Below are 24,551 nucleotides of genomic sequence, written 5' to 3'. Positions count from 1 at the left end.
CGCACCGGGACGTACGGCCTCTGTGACGTGAGACCCGGGTCAACTCCGGGACGCGCGGCGCTCCCACTGCGCCCGGGTCAGCTCGTACTCCACATCCCCCAGTTCGGAGCCCTCGATCACATCGGGCCACTCCTCGAAGAAGGTGCGCACGAAGCTCAGGCCGGACTTCTCCATCACCCGACGTGAACGGGTGTTGACCGTCATCGTGTTGGCGGTCACCCGCTCCACACCCACCTCGGAGAAACCCTTGTCGATCAGTGCCCGCGACCCCTCCGTCGCCAGTCCCCGCCCCCATGCTGCGCGGCCCAGACGGTACCCCAGCTCGATCTCCCGACAACTGTCGTCGGCCTCGGGGCGGAAGACGAACCAGCCCAGGAACGCCCCGGAGCCGCGGTCCTCGGCCGCCCAGCAGCCCGGCCCGCCGAGGCAGGGATAGCGGTGGAGGAAACGCGGCATGATCCCGCCTTCGACCTCCCCGTCCAAGGAAGGTCGGCCGCCGTTGATGTAGCGCATGACCTCGGGGTCGTCGACGACGTCGCGCACCTGACCGGCATCGGCGTTCGTGAAGGCACGCAGCGTCAGACGGTCGGTCTCGAGGAAGACATGCATGCCCCGATCATGGTCGGCCCTCCATCGGCGGGCCATCGAATTTCCCGGCGCCGCTCGCGGCGCCCGTTCCCGCCCCGGGCACTCAGACCTGCACACCCACACCGGAGAGAAGCGACCGATGGACCCCCAGACCCTGGACAGCACCGGCGAGGACACCACCGCCCTTGCGCTGAAGATCCTTGTCGCCGGCGGCTTCGGCGTCGGCAAGACCACCCTGGTCGGCGCGGTCAGCGAGATCCGGCCACTGCGCACCGAGGAACAGCTCAGCCGGGCAGGCCGCACCGTCGACGACACCGAGGGCGTCGACCGCAAGACCACGACGACCGTCGCCATGGACTTCGGGCGCATCACCATCCGCTCAGGGCTGTCGCTGTATCTCTTCGGCACACCTGGCCAGGACCGTTTCTGGTTCCTGTGGGACGAGCTCTCGCAGGGGGCCCTCGGTGCCGTGGTCCTCGCCGACACCCGGCGGCTGTGCGACTGCTTTCCTGCCGTCGACTACTTCGAACACCGCCGGATCCCGTTCGTGGTCGCCGTGAACTGCTTCCCCGGCGCCCGGACCTTCGCCGCTCAGGACGTCTCCCGCGCCCTCGATCTCGACGACGGAACGCCCGTCGTCCTGTGCGACGCGAGGAAACGCGACTCGGGAAAGGAGGTGCTGGTGCGCCTCGTCGAGTACGCCGGGCGCGTGCACACGGCACGGATGCTCGACTCGATCGCACCACCGCAGTGACGGCGTCCGGGAGCCGGCATACCTTGCCGTGCGCCGCCCCGTGCGAAAGGCTTACGGGCAAACGCGAGGCCACGGGGACGCGAGGCCACGGGGAACGTACGAGCGGGGAGGACGACGGACCATGGCGTTGGACAAGGGACTCGACTGGCTGCTGGACGACCTGACACAGCGGATCGAACACATCAGGCACGCACTCGTGCTGTCGAACGACGGTCTGGTGACAGGCGCGAGCGCCGGGCTCGCTCGCGAGGACGCGGAACACCTCGCCGCCGTCTCCTCAGGTCTGCACTCCCTCGCGAGAGGGTCCGGCCGTCACTTCCGAGCGGGCCGGGCACGCCAGACGATGGTCGAGTTCGACGAAGCCCTGCTCTTCGTGACGGCGGCGGGCGAGGGCAGCTGTCTGTGCGTGCTCAGCGCCGCGGAGGCGGACGTCGGCCAGGTCGCGTACGAGATGACGCTGATGGTCAACCGGGTGGGCGAGCACCTCGGCGTCGCGGCGCGGCAGCCCGGCGGCAGCCCCTTCTGACCCCTTTCTGGCCCTTTCGCCTACGGCTCGGGGAGTTATCCACAGGGCCGGGCGGGATGTCGCAGCTTCGGGCTACGGTCGTCACCGAGAGTATTCACAGCTCACGGGGGAGATCGTCATGGCAGCACGGCAGGCAGCCCATCGCGGCTTCGCGCTCGGCCGGGCGGCGCAGGAACTGGGCCTCAGGCGCGGCGAGTTGGAGCTGGCGCTCCAGCTGGGTGAAGTTCGCTCGGCGCCGGAGGCGCGCGGCGGACCGCCTCGGATCGACCGGAAGGAGATCGACCGTCTCCACGGCGAGCCGGGCTTCCCCGACGCCCTCCGGAATCGGCTGCGGACGGTGGGCACGGCACAGGGGGCCGAGCTCGCCGGGATCAGCCAGGGCCGGTTCCTCAGGCTCGCCCGCACGGGCCACTTCACCCCGGTCCGCTTCTACGTCAACCGCTACCACGCGGTCGTGTGGCTCTATCGCGCCGAGGAGGTGCGCGACGTGGCCCGGGAGCACGCCGATCTGCTGACCGGCGTGACACCGCCGCGGGTCCGAGCCGCGCTGGAAGCGGGCGAGGACCGGCGACCGCGGAACTGGCGGGGACGCCGGCTCGGCCGGCTGCTGTGCGCCACCTCCGATCCCTGGCGCCGGGCCGCCGCGATCGCGGCCGTGCTCGATCCGGTGACGACGGCCGACGTGGTGCCCGACCCCTACGAACGCTCGCATCTGCGCGTGCTGCGACCGGACCTCGTGCCCGTGCTGCCCAAGTCGCCCGCCGGCCGGGAGATCGTGGAGCGGCTGCTGCTGGCCGACCACCCCGACGAGATCCTGTGGCACCGCGTGAGCCTCGCCGACGCGCTGCGGGAGGCGCGCGAGCACTCCCCGGCCCCGCGCCCGGAGCCCCGGCCGCGGATCACGAGACCGTCATCAGCAACAGGTCCGAGTGGTCCCGACCCGGGGCGGCAGGCACCCGGGCCCGTGGCGCCGGGCCGTTCGCGCGGTGTGCCACGGGCCCTGCTCGGCCGGCTGTGGCGCAGAAAGGCGGGGCGGGCATGAAGCTGCGCTGTGGGTCCGCTTAAGAAAACCTCGATGGACGTGACGCTCCGAGCTGGGCAGATTGGAGCCCGTCCGCTGATCGGGGCCGTATTTTCGGTAACGGATCAGTTCGACCGTCCCTCCCGTCGCCCGCCTGGAGCCGCACCGATGAAGGCACTTGTCAAGCAGCATGCCGAGCCCGGACTCTGGCTCATGGACGTGCCGGAGCCGGAGACCGGGCCCACGGATGTGCTGATCAAGGTGCTGCGCACCGGCATCTGCGGCACCGACCTGCACATCAGGTCGTGGGACGGCTGGGCCCAGCAGGCCGTCACCACGCCACGGGTCCTCGGTCACGAGTTCGTGGGCGAGGTCGCCGCGATCGGTGCGGACGTCCAGGACATCGCGGTCGGCGACATCGTCAGCGGTGAGGGCCACCTGGTGTGCGGCAAGTGCCGCAACTGCCTGGCCGGCCGCCGCCACCTGTGCCGCAGCACCATCGGTCTCGGAGTCGGCCGCGACGGAGCGTTCGCGGAGTACGTCGCACTCCCCGCGTCCAACGTGTGGGTGCACCGCACCAAGGTGGACCTCGATGTCGCCGCGATCTTCGACCCGTTCGGCAACGCCGTGCACACCGCCCTCTCCTTCCCCCTCGTCGGCGAGGACGTGCTCATCACCGGCGCCGGCCCCATCGGCATCATGGCCGCGGCCGTCGCCCGGCACGCCGGCGCGCGCAACGTCGTCATCACCGACGTCAGCGAGTCCCGTCTCGCACTCGCCCGCAAGGTCGGAGCGACCCTCGCGGTCAACGTCGCGGAGACCGAAATCGCCGCGGCACAGCAGCAACTGGGGCTCAAGGAAGGCTTCGACATCGGCCTCGAGATGTCAGGACGCCCGGAGGCCATGCGTGACATGGTCGACAACATGACACACGGCGGCCGCATCGCGATGCTCGGCCTCCCGGCGCAGGAGTTCGCCGTCGACTGGTCCCGGATCGTCACATCGATGATCACCATCAAGGGCATCTACGGCCGCGAGATGTTCGAGACCTGGTACGCGATGACGGTCCTGCTCGAGGGCGGCCTCGACCTCAGCCCCGTGATCACCGGCAGCTACGGCTACCAGGACTTCGACGCCGCTTTCGACGAAGCCGCGACCGCCCGCAGCGGCAAGATCATCCTCGACTGGACCGTCTGAGTCCCGCACCCCGGCGTCCGAGCAGACCTAGGAGAACCCCTCATGTACGCGTCCGTCCGCGACGACCTCCGCGCCACCCTCGACGAGATCCGCGACGCGGGCCTCTATAAGCCCGAGCGTGTCATCGGCACCCCCCAGAGCGCCTCGGTGGGCGTCACCGCGGGCGGCGTCCCCGGCGACGTGCTCAACTTCTGCGCCAACAACTATCTCGGCCTCGCCGACCACCCCGACGTCGTTGCCGCAGCCAAGGACGCGCTCGACCGCTGGGGCTACGGCATGGCGTCCGTCCGCTTCATCTGCGGCACTCAGGAGATCCACAAGGAGCTCGAGCAGCGCCTCGCCGCGTTCCTCGGCCAGGAGGACACGATCCTCTACTCCTCCTGCTTCGACGCCAACGGCGGAGTCTTCGAGACCCTCCTCGGCCCTGAGGACGCCGTCATCTCCGACGCCCTCAACCACGCCTCCATCATCGACGGCATCCGCCTGTCCAAGGCCCGCCGCCACCGCTACGCCAACCGCGACCTCGCCGACCTCGAGCAGCAGCTCAAGGAGACCCAGGACGCCCGCCGCCGCCTCGTCGTCACCGACGGAGTCTTCTCCATGGACGGTTACGTCGCCCCCCTCGCCGAGATCTGCGACCTCGCCGACCGCTACGACGCCATGGTCATGGTCGACGACTCGCACGCCGTCGGCTTCGTCGGCCCCGGCGGCCGGGGCACTCCGGAACTGCACGGCGTGATGGATCGGGTCGACATCATCACCGGCACCCTCGGCAAGGCACTCGGCGGCGCCTCGGGCGGTTATGTGGCCGCGCGGGCGGAGATCGTCGAACTGCTGCGTCAGCGCTCCCGCCCGTACCTCTTCTCCAACTCCCTCGCCCCCGTGATCGCCGCCGCCTCCCTCAAGGTCCTCGATCTGCTGGAGTCGGCCGGGGACCTGCGGGACAAGCTCGCCGCCAACACCGAGCTGTTCCGCACGAAGATGACTGAGGCGGGCTTCGAGATCCTGCCCGGCGACCACGCCATTGCGCCCGTGATGATCGGCGACGCCGCCGAGGCCGGCCGGATGGCGGAACTGCTGCTCGAGCGCGGCGTGTACGTCATCGGCTTCTCGTACCCGGTCGTCCCCATGGGGAAGGCACGGATCCGCGTCCAGCTGTCCGCCGCGCACGCCACCGAGGACGTGGAGCGGGCGGTGGCGGCCTTCGTCGACGCACGCGCGACAATGGCTGGGTGATCGACCCCCGCCGGCTGCGTATCCTGCGGGCCGTGGCGGACCACCGTACGGTGACCGCCGCGGCCTCCGCGCTGTATCTGACCCCCTCCGCCGTCTCCCAGCAGCTCAACGCCCTCGAGCAGGAGACCGGCCACGCCCTGCTGATCCGCAGCGGCAAGGGGGTGCGGCTGACGGCGGCGGGCGAGATCCTGCTGAGCCATACGCACGCGGTCCTCGCCCAGCTGGAAAGGGCGGAGGCGGAGCTCGCCGCGTACGCGGGCGGCGCGGCCGGAGAGGTGACCGTCGCCGCGTTCGCCACGGGCATCGCCGAGGTCGTCGCGCCGGCCATGGACCACCTGTCGCAGGCTCGCCCCCGCATCCGCGTGCGGGTACGGGACGCGGAGGGCGACGAGAGCCTGCCGCTCGTGCTCGACGGAGAGGCGGACCTCGCTGTCGCGGTGGAGTACCGGGGAGCACCCGGCGCGGACGACCGGCGGCTCGCGCGGGTCCCGCTGTACGCGGAGCCCTTCGACGCGGTCCTGCGCGCCGACCACCCGCTGGCCGCGCAGGAGCGCGTGGAGCTGGCCGCGTTCGGCGACAGCGACTGGATCGGCCCCTACCCGGGCAATCCCTGCCACGACATGGTCCTGCTGGCATGCGAGCTGGCCGGGTTCGAGCCGCGGCTCGTGCACTCCTCCGACGACTTCCGCGCCGTTGTCGCTCTCGCCGGAGCAGGCGCCGGGGTGGCGCTGGTGCCGCGCTCCGCGCTGCGCGGCATGGAGCTGCGCGACACGGTCGTACGCCCCGTCGCGGGCCCGGCGCCCACGCGCCGCGTCTTCGCCGCGGTACGCCGCGGGGCGGAGACGCACCCGCTCATCAGCCCGGTCCTCGACGCCCTGGCACACGCCGCCCAGGGCATCACCACCGACTGACCCTACCCGGGCCCCGCGCGGTCCGACGTAAGCCCCGGGACCCCGGCCGCTCCGACACACGGCCCGACGCATGCCCCGGCCCGGCCTCGCCCTCGCGCTACGAGGGCTCCGACTCCATCGCCTTCTTCAGATTGTCCAGCGTCGTGCGGATGTTGCGGCGCTGGAACTCGGCGAACGTGTGCCCCCGTGTCGCCGCTTTGTCGAACGCTTCGGCCAGGAAATCGGGCCAGGCGCGGCGGTCGTCGATCCAGGTCTCCGTCACCCGCGTGCCGCCGTTCGCGGCGGGCTCGAAGCGGTACTCCCACGTGGCGATGCGGCCGGGCAGCACGGGCCGACGCCGGCCGATGGCGCGGACACGGAACGCGAACCGCCGGCCCGGATCGGCCGCCGTGACCGTGCAGCGGGTGGTCCACTTCAGCGGGCCGCGGGTGTTGCGGCCGTCGAAGACCATCCCGACATAGGCCCGTTCACCGCCGTCACGCACCGTCGCGCCGCGGTTCTCGGGGCTCCAGCGCCCCATAAGCGCGGGGTTGCTCACCTGCGCGTAGATCACCGAGGGGGTGGCGTCGATCACGACGCTGTCCGAGACGCTGAATATGCGGGCCATCCGTATGTCTCCGATCATCGATGCGCCCGACGCTATCGCGGCGCGTCCGGTTGCCGGACGGCGGGGCTTCCCTCCTGGCCGCGGCCCTGCGCGAGGCGGTGCGGCATAAAGAGGGGGCCGCCCGTGCACGCGCAGGCCGGGGTACCGCACGGGTGACCGGGCCTGCGCCGCAAGCGGGCTCAGCCCGTTACGGGTAGCTCACCACGTTCGGCGCATCGGTGGACGAATGGGAAGGGCCGCCCCTGTCGTTGATCACATGCCGATTGGTGCCGGTGCCGCCGAGGGACACGGTCAGTGAAACCGCGCGCTTGCAATCAAAAGCGTCTGCAATTATTGTGGACGCCGGTAAGCCGCACTGACAATCTCTGGAAGGTTCCTTCCCATGCCCCTCGCGCTTCTGGCTCTGGCCGTCGGTGCCTTCGGTATCGGTACAACCGAGTTCGTGATCATGGGGTTGCTGCCCGAGGTCGCGGCGGACTTCGGAGTGTCGATACCGACGGCCGGCCTCCTGGTCACCGGATATGCCTTGGGCGTCGTGGTCGGTGCCCCGCTGATGACGGCGCTGGGCACCCGGGTGACGCGCAAGCGGATGCTGATGCTGCTGATGGGGCTCTTCATCGCGGGCAACCTGCTCTCGGCCCTCGCCCCCGGCTTCGGACTGATGCTGACCGGCCGCGTGGTCGCCTCACTGGCCCACGGCGCGTTCTTCGGGATCGGCTCCGTCGTCGCCGCCGATCTCGTCGCTCCCCACAAGCGGGCGGGCGCGATCGCGATGATGTTCACCGGTCTGACCGTCGCCAACGTCGTCGGCGTACCCCTTGGCACCTCCATCGGCCAGAGCGCCGGCTGGCGGGTCACCTTCTGCATCGTCGCCGCCCTCGGCGTGCTGGGCCTCGCCGGTGTGGCGAAGCTCGTCCCCGGCGCCCCCCGCCCCGAAGGGGTCCGGCTGCGCGACGAGGTGGCCGCGTTCAAGAACGTCCAGGTCCTTCTCGCGATGGCGATGACCGTCCTCGGCTTCGGCGGAGTGTTCGCCGCCATCACGTACATCACGCCGATGATGACCGAGGTCGCCGGCTTCGCCGACTCCTCCGTGACATGGCTGCTGGTGCTGTTCGGCGCCGGCATGGTCGCCGGCAACCTGATCGGCGGCCGGTACGCGGACAAGCACCTCATGCCGCTGCTCTACGTCACCCTGACAGCGCTCGCGATCGTGCTGGGCCTCTTCACGGTGACCGCCCACAACAAGGTCCTGGCCGCCGTCTCCGTCCTAGTGATCGGCGCCCTCGGCTTCGCCACCGTGCCGCCGCTGCAGAAGCGGGTCCTCGACCACGCCCACGGCGCCCCGACCCTCGCCTCCGCCGTCAACATCGGCGCCTTCAACCTGGGCAACGCGCTTGCCGCCTGGCTCGGCGGCATCGTCATCGCCGCCGGGATGGGGCTGACCGCGCCCAACTGGGTCGGTGCGGTCCTCGCCGCGGCCGCCCTCGTCCTGGCCACCCTGTCCGCCGCCCTGGAACGCCGTGAGGCCAAGGCCGCGAGCCGTGTCGTCATCGGCTCCCCGGCGGCGGCCGGGACACCGGCCCATGCCACCGTGGCAGACCACTGAACCCTCGGCACCCCCATCTCCGCACCCATCGGAAGGACACCATGACGTTCCCGCCGAGCATCCCCGCCGTCACCCTCAACAACGGCCTCGAGATCCCCCAACTGGGCTTCGGCGTCTTCCAGGTCGACGACGAGCCGACCACCGGCGCCGTTCTCTCCGCCCTCGAAGCCGGCTACCGCAGCATCGACACCGCGGCGATCCACGGCGACGAAGCAGGCGTCGGACGCGCACTCGCCGCCTCCGGCATCGACCGCGGGGCCCTGTTCGTCACCACCAAACTGTGGAACGCCGACCAGGGTCACGACGCCACCCTCGCCGCGTTCGACGCCGGCCTCGTCAAGCTTGGTCTGGACCACGTGGACATGTAGCCGATCCAGTGGCCCACGCCGGCCCGCGATCTCTACCTGGCCACCCTGGTGCGGCCTGGCGAAGCTTCTCGCCGACGGCCGTACCCGCGCCATCGGCGTCTCCAACGTCCAGCGACGCGTACGGGTCCCGACCTTGACACCCTCAACTGACCGGACGCCGCCGTACCACTGACCGGCAGCGCCGCCAACCGCACAGGCCCGCCCGCCCCAGGTGCCACGCCGGGTGATCTCCCTGTCCACGGAGTGGAACACCTGGTGGACGGCTCCGGCGCACCGCCCGCGTCGTGGCTTACGATCTCGGCGGACGGTCGCGGACTGCGGCCTCCTCCCCATCCATGGAGGTCACCGTGTTCGGGACGGCCAGCGGCCACCGCACCCACCGCAGCAGTTTCCGCGTCCGCGCCGCCGCCGGTGCAGTGGCTGCCGGGATGTTCCTCGCGGTCGGATGTTCCTCCTCCGACGAGGGGCCGGGGGAGGCGGCGGGAGGCGTCCCGGTGGTGGAGAAGGGGAAGCTCACCACCTGCACCCATCTGCCCTATCCGCCCTTCCAGTTCGAGCAGGGCGGCAAGGTCGTGGGCTTCGACGTCGCCCTGGTGGACCTGGTGGCGAAGGACCTCAAGGTGGAGCAGAAGATCCTCGACACCCCGTTCGAGAACTTCAAGACGGGCGCCTTCCTCAATTCCGGCGAGTGCGACCTGGCCGCGGCCGGTATGACCATCACCGACGAGCGCAAGAAGAACGTGGACTTCTCCGTCCCCTACTTCGACGCCACCCAGGCGTTGCTGGCCACCAGGAAGAGCGGCGTGACGACGCTCGACGACGTCAAGTCCGAGAAGAAGAAGCTCGGCGCGCAGGCCGGGACGACCGGCGAGAGCTACGCCAAGGCGCAGGGCTTCGACCCGGTCGCCTTCGAGAGCTCGGACGCCGTGCTGAACGGGCTGCGCACCGGCCAGGTCGACGCCGTCGTCATCGACTACCCCGTCGTCCAGGGCTGGCTCAAGGACGAGGACAACGCCGCCGAGTTCGTCCTCGGCCAGAACATCGAGACCGGTGAGCAGTACGGCTTCTCGGTGAAGAAGGGCAACGACAAGCTGCGCGCCGCCATCGACACGGCCATCGAGGACGCCCGCGCCGACGGCACGTACGACAAGCTCTACAAGCAGTGGATCGGACCGCTGCCCAAGGGCCGGTCGTGACCTCACGTCTCACCCGTCGCCAGCGGCGCCGGATCTCGCAGGGCATCCAGTACGCGGTGTTCGTGGCGGTCCTGATCTGGATCGGCGTGCTGGCCGACTGGGACCGCCTGCAGAACCAGTTCGCGCAGAAGGACCTCGCCTCCGAACTCTTCCCGGCCATCATCACCACGGCACTGCGCAACACGGTGATCTACACCGTGTCCGGTTTCGTCTTCGGTCTGGTGCTCGGCCTGGTCGTGGCGCTGATGCGACTGTCGTCGGTCGCCCCCTACCGATGGGTGGCGAGCGTCTACATCGAGATCTTCCGTGGGCTGCCCGCGCTGCTGATCTTCATCTTCGTCGGAGTGGCGGTTCCGCTGGCGTTCCCCGGCACGGAGATTCCCGGCGGCACGTACGGCAAGGTCGCCCTCGGTCTCGGCCTGGTCGCCGCCGCCTACATGGCGGAGACGATCAGGGCGGGCATCCAGGCGGTGCCCAAGGGACAGATGGAGGCGGCCCGTTCGCTGGGCTTTTCGCATGCCAGGGCCATGGTGTCGGTGATCATTCCGCAGGCGTTCCGTATCGTCATCCCGCCGCTCACCAACGAACTTGTCCTGCTCTTCAAGGACTCCTCGCTGGTGCTCTTCCTCGGTGTCACCCTCCAGGAGCGGGAACTGACCAAGTTCGGTAGGGACCTTGCGAGTCAGACCGCCAATTCCACCCCGATCCTCGTCGCCGGCCTCTGCTATCTGCTGGTGACCGTGCCGCTGAGTCTCGTGGTGCGCCGCCTCGAGGCGCGCGCCGACAAGGCCGGGTGAGCGGCGGATGCCGGTCGTACCACAGTCGTCGGGAAGCGGGAGCAGCGAGAACATGAGCAGCACGGACCGCCCCGAGATCGAGATCAGGGGCCTGCACAAGTCGTTCGGGGACAACCAGGTCCTGCGCGGCATCGACCTCGACATCGCCCGCGGCGAGGTGGTGTGCGTCATCGGCCCCTCCGGCTCGGGCAAGTCGACGCTGCTGCGCTGTGTGAACCTGCTGGAGGAGCCGACTGCGGGCCAGGTGTTCGTGGGAGGCACCGAGGTCACCGACCTCGATGTCGACATCGACGCCGTGCGCCGCCGGATCGGCATGGTCTTTCAGCAGTTCAACCTCTTCCCGCACGTCAGCGTCACGGAGAATCTCACCCTGCCCCAGCGGCGGGTGCTGCGCAGGGACAAGGTCAACGCCCTGGAGGTGGCCCGGCGGAACCTGGAGCGTGTCGGGCTCTCGGACAAGGCCGACGCCTACCCGTCGCAGCTCTCGGGCGGCCAGCAGCAGCGGGTGGCGATCGCCCGCGCGCTGAGTATGGGCCCGGAGGTGATGCTCTTCGACGAGCCGACCTCCGCCCTCGACCCCGAACTGGTGGGTGATGTCCTCGCGGTCATGCGGCAGCTCGCGGCGGAGGGCATGACCATGATGGTCGTCACCCACGAGATGAGCTTCGCGCGCGAGGTCGCCGACCGCGTCGTCTTCATGGACGGCGGAGTGATCGTGGAGGAGGGCCCGGCCGCGCGTGTGGTGGGCGATCCGCAGCACGAACGCACCCGGAACTTCCTGATGCGCATCCTCGACCCGGCCGCCGCCGAAGAGCCGGTCGAGGGCCCCTCGCAGGCGCCGCGCAAGGAGCTGTGACCACCCCGGCCGGACCCATGGGTCCGGCCGGGGTGGTCAGGTCGGGCCGGATCCATAGGACCGGCCGGGTGTCCAGGTCAGCGGCGCGGGCACTCCTTCCAGGCCATGTGGTAGATGGTGCTGATGTCACCGTCGGTGGAGTCCATGGTCATGAAGCTGGTCTGCGCCGGGTCCGAAGTGCCCGCGTTGACGCGCAGTTCCGTGTTGATGTTGAAGTTGCGCTGCACACCGCAGGGCGCCCAGACCAGCTGCGCCCAGTCGGTCTGGTCCGTGGCCTGCCAGTTGTCGTCGTACGGACCCTCGAACGAGTGGCTCCGGAACGCGGTACTCGGCGATCCCTGGAAGTAGTACGACGCCTTTTCCGTGCTGCTCGCACCCGGTTGCAGCGAGGCGTAGCCTCTGTAGTCGGCGCTCGCGATCGCGTAGGTGAAGCCCTGCGGGACGTGGACGATCAGGTTGAGCTGGCAGTTCTTGCGGAAGGCGGTGGACGGGGAGTCGCCGCCGACCTGCGCGAGGTAGTCGCTGTAGGTCACCGTGAAGGCCGTGTTGTCGGAAGAGACCGCGACGGCGGCCGTTCCCTTCGGACATCCGGAGCCGTTGACCGTCGCGACCTCGATCACGATCTTGTCCGGCGGCGGGTCGGTGATGACGGACGGGCTCTGCTGGGCGGGGAGCGCGGAGGCGAACAGCGCTGCCATCGCGCCGCTCACGAGCAGTCCACCGGTCATGGGTTCTCCTATCCATTGCTGTCGGTGCCGGGCGGTCGGGCACAGAGGTGCCGACCGCCGGGTGGGGGGTGCGGTCTGTCGCCATGGGGGCGAAGGCCGTCACGGACCAAAGGCGCTGGACCGAGCTCTGGTTCGACGGGCGGCTGTCGTGCGGTTGAAGCGTTGTGACGCCCCATATGGTTGAAGCATCATGCGCATGACATAGCTGCCCGAGGCTCCCGGGCAGCGGAGCCCGGGAGTTGCTCGAATGGTAGGAACCAGTGAAGACATGCGACTAGAGCGATGTCCGGCCATTCGGAGCGGCCGTGGTGCCAAGGGCGCGGCTCAATCCAGCAACCGGAGCGCCGTGTCCGCGATGCCGAAGGACACCGACTGGCCCCATGTGAGGCTCAGCGCATCACCCTCCATGCCGTCGCCGAAGACCACCAGCCGGTCCGACTCCACCGTCAGACGCAGTCGCTGCCCCCGCCCCAACGAACCCGACACCTGCGCCGTCCCGGTCGAGGGTGACGGCCAGGCCTCCCGAACGAACCACACGAGCCGCGGATCGGTGGGCGCGGGAAGGGCGAGCGTGCTGCTGCGCTCCTGCCACAGCGACCGTAGCCAGCCCGTCGCGCCGGTGCCCGTGCCGATCAGCACCCCCGAGGACGCCTGGGCCTCCGCTCCGGCCCCCTTCATGTCCGTGCTCAGCCGGTAGCGGGCCGTCTGGTGGCCGGGCCGCCCCAGATAGATCTCGTTGAGCGCAGGCAGCCGCTGGGTGTCGTCGGCGACGGCCTCCACCATCGTGAGCTCGTCCGCCGCACGGCCCGGCAGGACGGCCGAGCGCAGCAGCCGCCCCGCGTCTTCGGCCCGATGGCGCACCAGGACGCCCGGATTGCGACCGGGTTCCGTGTCGATGCCCACCACCGGCTGGCCGGAGAGGTACTTGGCGGTGTTGGCGACCAGCCCGTCCTGGCCCACCACGACCACCACGTCCTCGGGGGCGAAGAGGAACCGGTCCAGGTCGCTGCGCTCGACCCGGGCCTGCCGCCACTGCAGCGGAACGGCGGCCGACACCTCGGCCAGGGCGCGCTGCGTCCCGCGGTGCCGCTGCGCCACCTCCGCGATGCTCCGGCCCCGCGACGACAGGAAGAAGTCGGCCTGCCCATGGGTGCCGTGCCGGGCGAGCAACTCCTCGTACTCGGTGACCCGGTGGACCAGAACGGCACGCGGGGCCAGGCTCACGAGCGTGCTCCGCCGCCGGCCCCGCCCTGTCGGCCCTCGCCGCTCTGCCGAGCCTGGCCATGGTGCTCTCCCGGTCCGCTGAGTCTGGCCAGCAGGCCGGTCAGGACGTCGGGGGAGAGGGTGACGCTGTCGATGCGCGGCAGATTCTCCGCGAGCCTGGTCACGGCGAGCGCGTGCAGGGTCGCGCAGTCCACGTCGCCGTGCACCCGCAGCCAGGCGGACTGCGCTCCTGCTCTGGCCTCGCCGACCTCCTTGGCGGCAGCTGCCTCGGCGCGGGCGAGACGCACCTTGCGCTTCCCCTCCGCATCGGCGCGTACGGCGTCGGCCGCCGCGCTCTCCTCGGCCTGACGGCGTGCGTTGGTGCCGTTCTGCTCGACCAACTGCTCCTCACGCCGGGCCAGTTCGATCTTGCTGGCGAGTTCGTTCTCGGCGATGGCGCGCTCACGCTCCACCGCGACGGCCCTGCGCTCGTACGTCGCGCGGTCCGCCTCCTGCTGGATCTGCTCGCGCGCCGGTGTCCGCAGGGCACGTTCGACCTCCGGCTCGGGGCGGATGGCGACGACCCGGACCGCGACCACCTCGATGCCCGTGGCGGGCAGCCGGGGCTCGGCGGAAAGCCCGTCCGTGATGCGTGCGCGGACGGCTGCGACACCGTCCGCGAGGGCCGCCGACAGCGGGGTGCGGGCGAGGATGTCGAGCGCGTGCTGCTGCGCGGTCTCCGTGAGCAGTGTGGCGATCTGCTCGAGCGGTGCCGCGCGCCACGCCCCCGTGTCGGGGTCGACGGAGAAGTCCAGCCGTGCGGCCGCCGTCGCCGGCTCGCTGATCCGGTAGGTCACCGTCGCCTGGACCGCGACGTCCTGGAAGTCGGACGTGCGGGCGTGAAAGGAGACCGCCAACTCACGGTCGTCGACCGGAACTTCGGACAGGGCGGCGGTGAGTGCGCGGAACCAGAAGCTCAGGCCGGGTCCGTCGTGGACGAGCCGTCCGCGCCTGTGGTGCCGTACATGAGCGGTGGGCGCGGCGCGCAGGTGGCGCCAACCGAGCCGTGCGGTGATGTCTGCCATGACAGGGCCCCTCTTTTCGTCTCTTCGACGATATAGAGTCCATGGGGTTATCGTCAATGCGACGAAAGGCGGTTGCGGTGCGGTACGAGGCCGGCGACGCGCTCCTGTCGATCCCTCAGCCGCTACGCTCAGCCGCGATGTTCACCACCCAGGGTCCCACTCTCCGCGAACTCGCCGTACAGGCGCTCTCCTCGATCGAGCGCGGCTACGACCTGCTCGCCCCCAAGTTCGACCGGACGCCGTTCCGCACCCCGGACCGGGTGCTGGAGGCGGTGACCCATGCGCTGCGGCCGCTCGGTCCCTTCGCGGCCGGACTCGACATCTGCTGCGGCACCGGGGCGGGCGTCGGTGTCCTGCGGCAGCTGTGCGAAGAGCGCGTCACCGGCGTCGACTTCAGCGCCGGCATGCTCGCCGCCGCGGCTGCCGCAACATCCGCCGACACGGCCGGGCCGGCCGTCTCCTGGGTGCGGGCGGACGTGCGGGCGCTGCCCTTCGCGCCGGCCTTCGACCTGGCCGTCAGCTTCGGCGCCTTCGGTCACTTCCTGCCGCGCGAGCGCCCGTTGCTCTTCGCCGAGGCCTACGGGGCACTGCGGCCCGGAGGCGTGTTCTCGTTCCCGGTGCTCGCGCCTCCAGGGCCGCGTTCATGGCTCTACTGGGCCCTGCTGGGATTCGACGTGACGATGCGGGTGCGCAACGCGGTGTGGCGACCGCAGTTCGTGATGTACTACCGCACCTTTCCGCTTTCTGGAGTGCTCTTCGACCTGGACCGGGCCGGATTCGCGGTGGAGCTGCGGCCATTGCCCGAGCTGGGGCGCCTTGCGGACGGCGGCCCGCGGGCCCGCCTGGTGGTGGCGCGCAGACCCGGGGACGCGTGACGGGCGCGTGCCTGAGGGACGGCAGACTCCCGGCGGATCCGGAGTGGGAAGTGAAGTTCCGGACGCAGCCGGGTCAGCCGACCGTGTGGACGCGCTGCGAGGTCAGCTCGTAGCGCGCGCCGACGACGGCCAGCTTCCCGGTCGCGATCCTGGCCGCGAGGTCCGGCTCCCGCCTGAGGTGGTCGGTCACCCTGCCCACATTGCGGGTGATCGTGGAGTCGATGCGTGCCTGGCCCTGCTGGGAGTGGTCGATGGCGGGCCGTATCCGGTCCGCGATGTACTGGATGTGCGTGGGGAGTTCCTCGCCGGTCTCCTCAGCGTGCACCGCCGCGGTCACCGCACCGCAGGACTGGTGCCCGAGCACCATGACCAGCGGGATGTCCAGGTCCAGGACGCCGTACGCGACGCTGCCGAGAACGGCCTCGTCGAGCACCTCGCCGGCGGACCGCACGGTCATCAGGTCCCCGAGGCCCTGGTCGAGGACCAGCTCAGGAGGTACCCGTGAGTCGATGCAGCCCAGTATGACGGCGAACGGATGCTGACCGGATATCAGGGTCTCGCGCACGGCGGCCGTCTCGTGCGGATGCCGCTGGCACAGGCTCCGCCAGCGGCGGTTGCCGGCGGCCAGCTCCCGCAGGGCCTGCGCGGGTGTTCCGGGGCGGTGGCGGGTTGCCGCGGGGCGGGGCGCTGCAGGACGGGGTGACGCCGATGCCGGCGCGGTGCCGAGTGCCAGAGTTCCGGAGGAGGCCAGGGCGCCGCCCGCGATCGCGGCCCGCAGCAGGGTGCGGCGGCTTCCGCCGACGGGCGTGTTCGTTCGGAGTGTCTGCTTCACGAGTCGAACGTAGATCGCTCCCTGGCCGGTATGTTCGGATCGCCGGGTCCTTTGCGCATACTTGAACAGGCTTTACCTTTCCCCCACTTCGGGTCGCATACATGAACCACAGCCGGTGGCGCCCGCACATGACGGGACTCAGACCAGCGGCTTCACCGACATCAGCAGATGCCGGTGGGAGTGCTCCACTGTCTCCCCGGCGGTGGTCTCCCCCGCGGCGGACGCGCCGCTGAGCAGGGCGCGCCGGCCCGGGCCCAGAAGCTGGAACCGTACGACCGTCGCGTCGAAGGAGGACAGGGCGTCGACGAGATACGAGGGATTGAACGCCACTGTCATCTCGGGCGCTCCGTCCAGGTCGGCGGGCAACCGCTGGGAGGCGACATCGTCCTCGTAGCCCGCCTGGAGGCGGACCGAGTCCGCCGAGAACGCCAGCCGCAGCGGGCTGTCGCCCTCGGCCACGACCGCCACGCGCTTGACCGCGTCGAGCAGCGGCACCCGGTCGGTGAGAGCCACGACCCCTTCCGGGAGGGCGAACAACTTGTCGTGGCGCGGAAGTCGGCCGTCGAGGAGACGTGTGGTGATGCGCATCCCCGCGTTCTCGAAGCCGATCGTACCCCCGTCCAGCGCGATGCGGACCATGCCGGACCGGTCCAGCGAACGCGCGATGTCGGTGAGCCGGCGGGCCGACACCACAACATCGGCGGACTCCTGCGGCGAGCGGGGCTTCCATCCGAGCGTGCGCACCGCGTACCGGTACCGGTCCGTCGCGGCCAGTGTCATCGTCCCGCCGTCGACGCCGAGGCGGATGCCGGTCAGCACGGGCAGCGAGTCGTCGCGCCCGGCGGCCACCGCCACATGGCCGACGGCGGCGGCGAACACCTGGGCGTCCACCTCCCCGCGGAGCTCCGGCAGCGCGGGCAGGGCCGGACAGTCGTCACGCGGCAGCACCGACAGACCGAACCGGGCGCCGTCACAGCTCATCGAGAAACGTGAGCCGTCGACCGCGCACAGCACCGGCCCGCCCGGCAGCACCCGGCAGATGTCGAGCAGCCTGCGGCCCATGACGAGCACCCGCCCGGGCAGCACGACGTCCGCCTCGACCTCGATGCGGGCGGACGCCTCGTAGTCCAGCCCCGAGATCCGCAGCAGACCGGCATCGGCCTCCAGCAGCAACCCGCCCAGCACCGGCACAGGGGACCGTGCGGGCAGTACCCGGGCCGCCCAGGCGACCGCCTCGGCCAGCTCGCCGCGCTCGATCCGGAACTCCATGCGCACCTCTTTCATCGACGGAGCGGCGACGCTATCGGCGACCACTGACAACGACCGGTGCGGCGGGTGGCAAGATCTCCGGTTCAAGGGGACACGCTCAACGGCGTGAGCAGGGTGTGAGGCGTGGACGGGGTGTTCGGCGTGGACGGGCGGGCAGCATGAACGGCGGCGGCAGCGGCATCCGGTCCTGGAGGCCGCACCGAAGGGGCGTGGACGGCAGCGGCCGCTCACGCTTCGAGCGCGGTCGTGTCGTCGCGGCGCTCGCAGTCCTCCTCGCCCTCCTGCTCGCCCTCCACTCCGCCGTACCCAACGCCGTCGGCCGGATCGGCAGTCTTCTCGAGACCTTCCTGCCGTGGCTCGGACTCGCCGTGCCGGTGCTGCTGGTCGCCGCACTGCTGCGCCGCTCCGTCACCGCGCTGATCGCAGTGCTGCTGCCGGCCGCCGCGTGGCTCGGTCTCTTCGGCGCGCTGCTGCTTCCTCCCTCCGACAAGCCGGCCGATCTTGTCGTGGTGCAGCACAACGTCAGCGACGTGAACACCGACCCCGCCGGCACGGCGCGGGCCCTGGCACGTGTGAGTCCGGATCTCGTCGCGCTGGAGGAGCTGATGCCCTCCGCCCTGCCCGCCTACCGCAAGGCGCTGGCGCCCGGTCTTCCCCACCACGCGGTCGTGGGCACGGTGGGGCTGTGGTCGCGTCATCCGCTGGAGGACGTACGGCCGCTGGACATCAAGCCGCGCGGCGTCGGCCCCGGCTGGAACCGCGGGCTGCGCGCCACCATGGTGACCCCTGGGGCGACCGTCGCCGTCCATGTCGCCCACCTGCCGTCGGTGCGCCTCGGTCTCCGGCACGGTTTCAGCTCGGACCGTCGCGACGAGAGCGCCCGACTCCTCGGTGCCGCGCTCGCCGCGGAGAAGCAGGACCGGGTGATCCTGCTGGGTGATCTCAACAGCACCGTCGACGACCGGGGCCTCGACCCGGTCCGCGCCCATGTGGACGTCGCCGCGCCGGGGTTCGTCTACAGCTGGCCCGCCTCGTTCCCCGTCGCCCGGATCGATCAGATCATGACCCGGTCGGCGTCGGTGACCCGTCTCCGGTCGCTGCCCCCGACGGGCAGCGACCATCTGCCGATCGTTGCCCGAGTCACCCTCTGAGGCCCTGCGCTGCGGCGAGTCGGGCGTGAACCCTCCGCGCGGGCTGCTGCCGGACGCTCCGCGCAGGGGCTGCCGGCGGCCCTGCGCGTCGAAGCCAGGGGGCGGATGAACGTCCGCCGTGCCGCGCCCGTACTCCATGGCAGCGATCGAGCCCGAAGGAGGTCCGCAGCCGATGACCGGACGCCGCCGCGCCCCCGTTGCCGTCACCGCCGCCGCACTGGCCGGCACCGTGCCGCTGGCCCTCTTGGCCGCCACCGGTACCGCCCGGGCCCACGGGGCGCCCACCGATCCGGTCAGCCGCGCCGCCGTCTGCGGGCTCGACGGCGCGCAGCGCGCTTCGGCGGCGTGCAGGGCCGCCGTGGCCGCGAACGGGGGAGCGGCGACGGGTGCGTGGGACAACCTGCGGCTGCCCGGTGTCGGCGGCAGGGACCGCGAGGCCGTGCCGGACGGGCAGTTGTGCAGCGCGGGCATCGACGCCTACCGCGGGCTGGACGTCGCACGGGCCGACTGGCCGGCCACCCCACTGCGGGCGGGCGGTGAATTCACGCTCACCTACCGGTCCACCATCCCGCACAAGGGGACGTTCAGCCTGTACCTGACCGAGCAGGGGTACGACCCGGCCGAGCCGCTGCGGTGGGCCGATCTCGCCGCCCGCCCCTTCGCCACCGCCACGGACCCGGAGCTGGAGGACGGGGCATACCGGATCAGCGGGCGCCTGCCGGAAGGATTGACGGGGCGTCATATGTTGTACACGGTATGGCGGAACACGGACACCCCCGATACGTACTACGCGTGCTCCGACGTCGTTCTCACCCCCGGAGAAGACGGGCAGCAGGCCGCCGAACCGGCCGGTCCGCCTCCGGGCGAGGAACCCGGTCCGCAGGCCACCGGCCAGGAGGAGCCCGGTGAGATCTCCCCGTCTGCCGAGCCGAACCCTGCCGAACCCACCCCAGCGGACAGCGCCGCCGGGCCCGCCGGTACCCCAACTGCCTTTCCCTCCGCGGGACAGGCGGTTCCGGCGTCCTCCGACCGCGCCATCGGCGAGCGTCCTGCCGTCCTGTTCGGTGCCGGCGCCGCCGCACTTGCCCTTGTGTCCGTCTGCGGATCCGTGGCGCTCAGGCGCCGAGCGCGACTCTGACTGCTCCGGGGGCGGGCCCGAGCCGACTGGCCGTTTCGAAAGCGGCCGCGCCGACGAGCCGTTCCCTGGCGGCGCGGCGCCGACAGGCAGCGGCCCCTTGGCGCGCCCGCGAACAGCCCAATTCACGGTAACGAACCGGTGTCCGTCCCACGATGGGAGCAACCTCCGCGACCCGTCGGCCATCTCCTCTCCATGCAACGGGCTGCGGGGAAGCAGTCCGCCCGCACCACAGCGCATGGAGTGAGATGACAACGGTCCATACTTCGGTCGTCGTACCGTGCTTCAACGAGAGCGAGGTGATCGAGGCCTTCCACAAGGAACTCGTCTGCGCTCTCGAACCGACCGGCACGGCTTTTGAGATCTGCTACGTCGACGACGGCAGCAGCGACCGGACCAGGGCACACCTCAAGGAACTCGCGGCAGCGGACCCCCGGGTCCGCTACACCTCCTTCAGCCGGAATTTCGGCAAGGAGTCCGCGATGCTGGCAGGGCTGCGCATGTCGCGCGGGGACGTGGTCGTCCTGATGGACGCCGACCTGCAACACCCGCCCCACCTGGTCCCGCGCATGCTGGAACTGCACCGCCACGGCTACGACCAGGTCGTCGCGCAGCGGGACCGCACCGGAGAAGGCGCCGTACGGACCGTGCTCAGCCAGGCCTACTACCGCGTCGTGCGCCGCTTCATGGACGTCGAAGTCATCGACGGCGCAGGGGATTTCAGGCTCCTGTCCCGCAGGGCGGTCAATGCCCTGCTGGCCCTGCCGGAGTCCAACCGCTTCTCCAAGGGGCTCTTCTCCTGGATCGGCTTCGACACCGTCACGTTCACCTACACCAACGTGCAGCGTGCCGCCGGCAGCTCCAAGTGGGGCGGCCGGCGGCTGCTCAACTACGGGATCGACGGGCTGCTCTCCTTCAACAGCCGCCCGCTGCGCATGGCCATCCACACAGGGCTGTGGCTCTTCCTGTCCGCCCTCGCCTACGCCCTGTGGATCATTGCCAACGTCGTCCTCGACGGTGTCGAAACCCCCGGCTACGCGACTCTGATCACCGCCATCGTCGGCCTCGGCGGCATCCAGCTCACCACGCTCGGGGTCATCGGCGAGTACGTGGGCCGGATCTACCACGAGGCCAAGCGCCGGCCCCACTACGTGATCCGTGAGACCGACGAAAGCGCCCCCGCCAAGCCGCAGGAGCTCGTCAGGGAAGCTGCGTGGAGTAAGTGACCTTGTCCAGGCGGTAGTAGTCGGCGACGCACTGGGCCGGCCACACCCTGCGGCCCTGCTGGCTGAACGGCTCCAGCATTCTCGCCACCGGGAGCGGCGTGTACGGGAGTTCCTTCGCTCCCCGCGCCGCTCCCTCGTGCAGAGAGCGGTCCTGGCGGTCCCACCGTTCGGCCCGCACCTGCATGTCGTGCGCCAGGCCGACGAGCGGACCCACCAGGCCCAGGACGGTCACGGCGCACACCGCAGCGGCCGCTGCCGTAGCCGCCCCCGTGCGCCGCCCACGCACGCGCAGAGCCCGTCCGAGGAACGCCCCGCCGGCCACCAGCAGCAGGACGTACAGCAGCAGATAGTCGTTCCACGTCCGCTCGGTCGTCACCACCTTCGCGCCGAAGACCGGGTAGGTGATGACGGTGCACAGGTAGCCGGAGACGAGGAACGCCCCGGCGCCGAGGACACCCAGCAGCACCGGCCTGGGGGGCAGGAGAGCCACCGTGCGGCCCGCACGGCCGCGCGCCACCAGCCCCAGCAGCACTCCCGCCGCGACCGCGCCCAGGTACTGCCACGTCGTGAACACGCTCTGGAGGATGTGCGCGTAGCCACGCAGGGAGCCCACCAGGGACTCCGGGGCGAACATGGAGGCGCTCTGGGCCCCGTACCGCTCCCGCCGGTTGAGCGAGCCGGGGGACGTCATCAGCACGACGGTGCCGACGGCGACGCCCGCCATGCCCGCCAGCGACCAGAGGCGCACGAAGCGCCGTACACGGGCGGCGAAGATGCGGTGGGCGAAGAGCACCACGGCGGCCAGCACCACGAGGGCGACCACGGAGGCCTCTTCGGAGAGCGTGCCCATGAAAGCGCCCGCGGCCACCACGGTCACCACCGCGGCGATCCGGCCGCGCCGGCCGTGCGCGCGCAGCAGGGGCAGGGCCGCCGCGCAGGCGAGCACCGGAGCGACCGTGTGGGAGACGGAGGCGGCGGGCCAGTAGAACGTCTTGTACGTGTTGGGCGTGGCGAACAGGAAGACGGCGGTGACCATGGAGGCCACCAGCAGGGGCACGCCCATCGGCACCCGGGTGCCGGTGCGGCGCAGCACCGTGACGGTCAGAGCCCACAGCAGGCCCAGCATGAGCACGCCGCTGACCAGCCCGAACCACTGGTGCCCGGCCACGGGGAACTTCGCGTAGAGCCCGACGAGCAGGCCGTTGCCCACACGGCCGTTGTCGGTGAAGTAGAACTTGCCGACCAGGCCCGAGATGCCGTCCTCCCGGACGAGGGGCAGGAAGCACCACTCGTCCGCGCTGGGCCGCACATGGCGGCCGAACCACGAGGCCAGTCCGAGCAGCCCGAGCGGCAGCAGCGCCAGTGCCATGGGCCAGAGGGTCCGCCTTCGCACGACGGGGCCGGGGCCGCCCCCTTGCTCCGGTGCGGGTCTTTCGCCCGGTTCTCGTGCGACGTTGACGCTCGATGCGTCGACGGACATACCACCACTGCCTTTCGGGAAACCATGGAATCGACACCGAAGAGGTGAATCCCCGGTGTCGCGTTCCATCTTCCTCGCCGCAAGATCGCCAGGCCGTCATCGGCAAGCAGTGTCCACTCGTCGAACCGATGAAGCAGCGCGGCCCCGGCGGGCCCGTGTCGGGTCGTGAACCGAGGGCCGCTCACGCGGAGTTCAGGCCGCGCCCTCCGTGCGGGCGTGGGCGAGGGCCGACGGGGTCAGCTGGCCGACGATGGCCGGGGCCTCCCGGACGAGGGCGTCGTTCTCCACCGCGTCGACCATGAAAAGGGCGAAGTCCACGCGACGGGTCAGGTTGCTTGCGAGGACGGGGTCCCCGACATGCCGACTCCACACCGGCAGGCCCTGGCTCTCGCCCTCCTCCAGGTCACTGCCGCGGACGACCGTCCATCGGGTGTCGCTGGCGAAGATTCTTCGGCATGCCTCCACTTGGTCGTCCAGGTCCGCCACACGAGCCAGTCGTGCCAGCCGTCCGAAAACTGCCACGATCGTTCTGAGCTTCCGGGTGTACACGTCCTTCCCGTCGCGTGTGATGTGCCATCCGCAGGAGAACACCAGCCGGGCTCCCGCAGGCGCGTGGTCCAGCACGGCCTGGGCCGTCCCCGAGGAGTAGCGGTGCATCCCCCAGGGGACCAGTACCGTGAGCACCGCCTGGCATCCGCCGACCGCCCGTGCGACGACCGCACGGTCGTCGGTCGCTCCGGGGATCACCGCGATCCGCCCCTCGAACTCGGCGAGCTTGTCGACGCTCTGCGCCCGGCACACGCCGACGACCTCGTAGCCCCGGTCCAGCAGGTGCCGCACCATGTACCGCCCGAGCTTCCCGGACGCGCCGACGACGCACACCCTGGTTCGCGGACCCCGTCTTCGGGCCTCCTGCGAGTCGATCGTTTCCATGACCTTGTCCCTCCCTCTCCCCACCCCGTGCTTACGGCGTAAGGGTGTGCCTTACGAAGTAAGGTTGTCAACCGGCGACGCCGGCCCGAGGAGGATTCCACCACCGACCCCGCGACCCCCGTGAGGCCGCGGCCGCACGGCCCGCGGCCTCACGGCGCGACAATGGTCGGGTACGGGACGCGCGCTGCCGTTGCCGAGAGGCGGGAATGTGATGCGCTACGTGACGGTAACTGCTCTGAGCCATCCCGGGCTGGTCCGCGATCAAAACGAGGACAGCCTGGTGGTCGGCCCGTGGACGCTGTGCGCCACGGTGACCGAGAATCCGCAGACGCTTGTCTTCCCTCTCGGCACTCCGCTCGTCGTCGCGGTCGCCGACGGCATCGGAGGGCAGCCGGGCGGCGAAGTGGCCAGTGCGCTGGTCGTCCGGCAGCTGGCGTCGTCCGGCCCTTCCCTGGACAGCGAGGAAGTCGTCCGTGACGTGCTGAATGCCTGTAATCACGCCGTGTACGCGGCGGCCGACCGCGATCGCGCGCTGACCACGATGGGCACCACTGTCGCGGGCGCCGTGGTGCTGGAGGAGTCACTGCTGGTGTTCAACGTGGGCGACAGCAGAGTGCTCGACGCGTCCGGGGACGTTCTCCGCCGCCTGAGCGTGGACGACAGCCCTCCGCTGCTGCCGGGGCAGCGCACCACGTCACTGGTCACCCAGGCGCTCGGCGGCGCACACCGGTTCAGTGCCGTCGCGCCTCACGTCACGCTGGCGCCGCTCTCCGCCGTCGATCGCTGTCTCGTGTGCACGGACGGCCTGACCGACCCCGTGCCCGAGGACACGCTCGGCGACCTGCTGCGCGCCCATGACGGCGGCAGGGCCGCGTTCGAAATGTGGAAGGCCGCCATCGAGGCAGGGGGGCCCGACAACATCACCCTCGCGTTGATCGGCATCGGCACGTGACGGACCGATGCCGGGCCGG

24 protein-coding genes and 1 pseudogene are annotated in these 24,551 nt (G+C 70.8%); 16 read left to right on the top strand and 9 right to left on the bottom strand.

Features of this window, described 5'->3' with window-relative positions:
- Positions 1 to 39 precede the first annotated feature (39 nt).
- Entirely contained in the window at positions 40 to 609 is a 570-nt protein-coding gene (locus ACZ4SA_RS05325; protein WP_468270048.1) for a GNAT family N-acetyltransferase, read from the bottom strand.
- A gap of 118 nt (positions 610 to 727) precedes the next feature.
- Between ACZ4SA_RS05325 and ACZ4SA_RS05320 the strand changes: the two genes are divergently transcribed.
- The 6 genes from ACZ4SA_RS05320 (at position 728) to ACZ4SA_RS05295 (ending at position 6,233) form a co-directional block, all read left to right on the top strand.
- Positions 728 to 1,342, top strand: coding sequence for a GTP-binding protein (locus tag ACZ4SA_RS05320; protein ID WP_468270046.1), 615 nt, complete (start codon positions 728 to 730; stop codon positions 1,340 to 1,342).
- A gap of 121 nt (positions 1,343 to 1,463) precedes the next feature.
- Positions 1,464 to 1,868 (top strand): roadblock/LC7 domain-containing protein, encoded by a 405-nt coding sequence (locus ACZ4SA_RS05315; RefSeq protein WP_468270045.1) that lies wholly within the window; start codon positions 1,464 to 1,466, stop codon positions 1,866 to 1,868.
- Positions 1,869 to 1,986: 118 nt separating this feature from the next.
- On the top strand, positions 1,987 to 2,910 hold the full coding sequence (locus ACZ4SA_RS05310) for a DUF6397 family protein (protein WP_468270044.1): 924 nt from the start codon (positions 1,987 to 1,989) through the stop codon (positions 2,908 to 2,910).
- Between the two features lie 147 nt (positions 2,911 to 3,057).
- Entirely contained in the window at positions 3,058 to 4,086 is a 1,029-nt protein-coding gene (gene tdh, locus ACZ4SA_RS05305) for an L-threonine 3-dehydrogenase (protein WP_468270043.1), read from the top strand.
- 42 nt (positions 4,087 to 4,128) lie between these two features.
- Positions 4,129 to 5,322 (top strand): glycine C-acetyltransferase, encoded by a 1,194-nt coding sequence (locus ACZ4SA_RS05300; RefSeq protein WP_468270042.1) that lies wholly within the window; start codon positions 4,129 to 4,131, stop codon positions 5,320 to 5,322.
- Positions 5,319 to 6,233 carry a LysR family transcriptional regulator gene (locus ACZ4SA_RS05295; protein ID WP_468270041.1) on the top strand — a complete coding sequence of 305 codons (915 nt, stop codon included), beginning with the start codon at positions 5,319 to 5,321 and terminating at the stop codon, positions 6,231 to 6,233. Before ACZ4SA_RS05300 ends, ACZ4SA_RS05295 begins: the two co-directional genes overlap by 4 nt.
- Before the next feature lie 97 nt (positions 6,234 to 6,330).
- On the opposite strand, the gene ACZ4SA_RS05290 is transcribed toward ACZ4SA_RS05295, so the two are convergent.
- Positions 6,331 to 6,840 (bottom strand): SRPBCC family protein, encoded by a 510-nt coding sequence (locus ACZ4SA_RS05290; protein WP_468270039.1) that lies wholly within the window; start codon positions 6,838 to 6,840, stop codon positions 6,331 to 6,333.
- Between the two features lie 382 nt (positions 6,841 to 7,222).
- Here ACZ4SA_RS05290 and ACZ4SA_RS05285 point away from each other — a divergent pair, with 382 nt between their 5' ends.
- From ACZ4SA_RS05285 to ACZ4SA_RS05265, 5 genes and pseudogenes are all read left to right on the top strand, one after another.
- Positions 7,223 to 8,446: an MFS transporter gene (locus ACZ4SA_RS05285; RefSeq protein ID WP_468270037.1), complete on the top strand. Its 1,224-nt coding sequence runs from the start codon at positions 7,223 to 7,225 to the stop codon at positions 8,444 to 8,446.
- A gap of 41 nt (positions 8,447 to 8,487) precedes the next feature.
- A pseudogene (locus tag ACZ4SA_RS05280) lies at positions 8,488 to 8,956 on the top strand (aldo/keto reductase); the annotation flags it as partial.
- A gap of 193 nt (positions 8,957 to 9,149) precedes the next feature.
- Positions 9,150 to 10,010 (top strand): ABC transporter substrate-binding protein, encoded by an 861-nt coding sequence (locus ACZ4SA_RS05275; RefSeq protein ID WP_468270035.1) that lies wholly within the window; start codon positions 9,150 to 9,152, stop codon positions 10,008 to 10,010.
- A complete protein-coding gene (locus ACZ4SA_RS05270) occupies positions 9,977 to 10,807 on the top strand; it encodes an amino acid ABC transporter permease (protein ID WP_468270033.1) in 831 nt (276 codons plus the stop codon). Before ACZ4SA_RS05275 ends, ACZ4SA_RS05270 begins: the two co-directional genes overlap by 34 nt.
- A gap of 52 nt (positions 10,808 to 10,859) precedes the next feature.
- Entirely contained in the window at positions 10,860 to 11,663 is an 804-nt protein-coding gene (locus tag ACZ4SA_RS05265; protein ID WP_468270031.1) for an amino acid ABC transporter ATP-binding protein, read from the top strand.
- A gap of 77 nt (positions 11,664 to 11,740) precedes the next feature.
- On the opposite strand, the gene ACZ4SA_RS05260 is transcribed toward ACZ4SA_RS05265, so the two are convergent.
- The 3 genes from ACZ4SA_RS05260 to ACZ4SA_RS05250 form a co-directional block, all read right to left on the bottom strand.
- Positions 11,741 to 12,391, bottom strand: a complete 651-nt coding sequence (locus ACZ4SA_RS05260) for a DUF4360 domain-containing protein (RefSeq protein ID WP_468270029.1) — start codon at positions 12,389 to 12,391, stop codon at positions 11,741 to 11,743.
- A 324-nt stretch (positions 12,392 to 12,715) separates the two neighbouring features.
- A complete protein-coding gene (locus ACZ4SA_RS05255) occupies positions 12,716 to 13,615 on the bottom strand; it encodes a hypothetical protein (protein WP_468270027.1) in 900 nt (299 codons plus the stop codon).
- Complete coding sequence (locus ACZ4SA_RS05250; protein ID WP_468270025.1) at positions 13,612 to 14,679, bottom strand: SPFH domain-containing protein; 1,068 nt, start codon at positions 14,677 to 14,679, stop codon at positions 13,612 to 13,614. The genes ACZ4SA_RS05255 and ACZ4SA_RS05250 overlap by 4 nt, the downstream gene beginning before the upstream one ends.
- Positions 14,680 to 14,816: 137 nt before the next feature.
- On the opposite strand from ACZ4SA_RS05250, the gene ACZ4SA_RS05245 reads away from it, so the two are divergent.
- Positions 14,817 to 15,554, top strand: coding sequence for a class I SAM-dependent methyltransferase (locus tag ACZ4SA_RS05245; RefSeq protein WP_468270023.1), 738 nt, complete (start codon positions 14,817 to 14,819; stop codon positions 15,552 to 15,554).
- A 73-nt stretch (positions 15,555 to 15,627) separates the two neighbouring features.
- Here the strand turns inward: ACZ4SA_RS05245 and ACZ4SA_RS05240 are convergent, their stop codons facing one another.
- Complete coding sequence (locus tag ACZ4SA_RS05240; protein ID WP_468270021.1) at positions 15,628 to 16,386, bottom strand: carbonic anhydrase; 759 nt, start codon at positions 16,384 to 16,386, stop codon at positions 15,628 to 15,630.
- 138 nt (positions 16,387 to 16,524) lie between these two features.
- Positions 16,525 to 17,655 (bottom strand): DNA polymerase III subunit beta, encoded by a 1,131-nt coding sequence (dnaN, locus tag ACZ4SA_RS05235; RefSeq protein WP_468270019.1) that lies wholly within the window; start codon positions 17,653 to 17,655, stop codon positions 16,525 to 16,527.
- A 158-nt stretch (positions 17,656 to 17,813) separates the two neighbouring features.
- Here dnaN and ACZ4SA_RS05230 point away from each other — a divergent pair, with 158 nt between their 5' ends.
- The 3 genes from ACZ4SA_RS05230 (at position 17,814) to ACZ4SA_RS05220 (ending at position 21,167) form a co-directional block, all read left to right on the top strand.
- Entirely contained in the window at positions 17,814 to 18,806 is a 993-nt protein-coding gene (locus tag ACZ4SA_RS05230) for an endonuclease/exonuclease/phosphatase family protein (RefSeq protein WP_468270017.1), read from the top strand.
- 172 nt (positions 18,807 to 18,978) lie between these two features.
- Positions 18,979 to 19,944, top strand: coding sequence for a lytic polysaccharide monooxygenase auxiliary activity family 9 protein (locus ACZ4SA_RS05225; protein WP_468270015.1), 966 nt, complete (start codon positions 18,979 to 18,981; stop codon positions 19,942 to 19,944).
- 245 nt (positions 19,945 to 20,189) lie between these two features.
- A complete protein-coding gene (locus ACZ4SA_RS05220; protein ID WP_468270013.1) occupies positions 20,190 to 21,167 on the top strand; it encodes a glycosyltransferase family 2 protein in 978 nt (325 codons plus the stop codon).
- On the opposite strand, the gene ACZ4SA_RS05215 is transcribed toward ACZ4SA_RS05220, so the two are convergent.
- Together ACZ4SA_RS05215 and ACZ4SA_RS05210 are read right to left on the bottom strand one after the other, a co-directional pair.
- On the bottom strand, positions 21,142 to 22,647 hold the full coding sequence (locus ACZ4SA_RS05215) for a DUF6056 family protein (protein WP_468270011.1): 1,506 nt from the start codon (positions 22,645 to 22,647) through the stop codon (positions 21,142 to 21,144). The two genes, ACZ4SA_RS05220 and ACZ4SA_RS05215, sit on opposite strands and share 26 nt — an antisense overlap.
- Positions 22,648 to 22,839: 192 nt before the next feature.
- Entirely contained in the window at positions 22,840 to 23,580 is a 741-nt protein-coding gene (locus ACZ4SA_RS05210; protein WP_468270009.1) for an NAD(P)-dependent oxidoreductase, read from the bottom strand.
- Positions 23,581 to 23,791: 211 nt separating this feature from the next.
- On the opposite strand from ACZ4SA_RS05210, the gene ACZ4SA_RS05205 reads away from it, so the two are divergent.
- The gene (locus ACZ4SA_RS05205) at positions 23,792 to 24,532 is read left to right on the top strand and encodes a PP2C family protein-serine/threonine phosphatase (RefSeq protein ID WP_468270007.1); all 741 of its coding nucleotides are present in this window, start codon (positions 23,792 to 23,794) and stop codon (positions 24,530 to 24,532) included.
- Positions 24,533 to 24,551 lie beyond the last annotated feature (19 nt).

It is taken from the genome of Streptomyces sp. NPDC027962 (assembly GCF_055566095.1).
The sequence above is the reverse complement of the archived record's forward strand: the minus strand, read 5'-3'. Positions and strand labels throughout refer to the sequence as shown.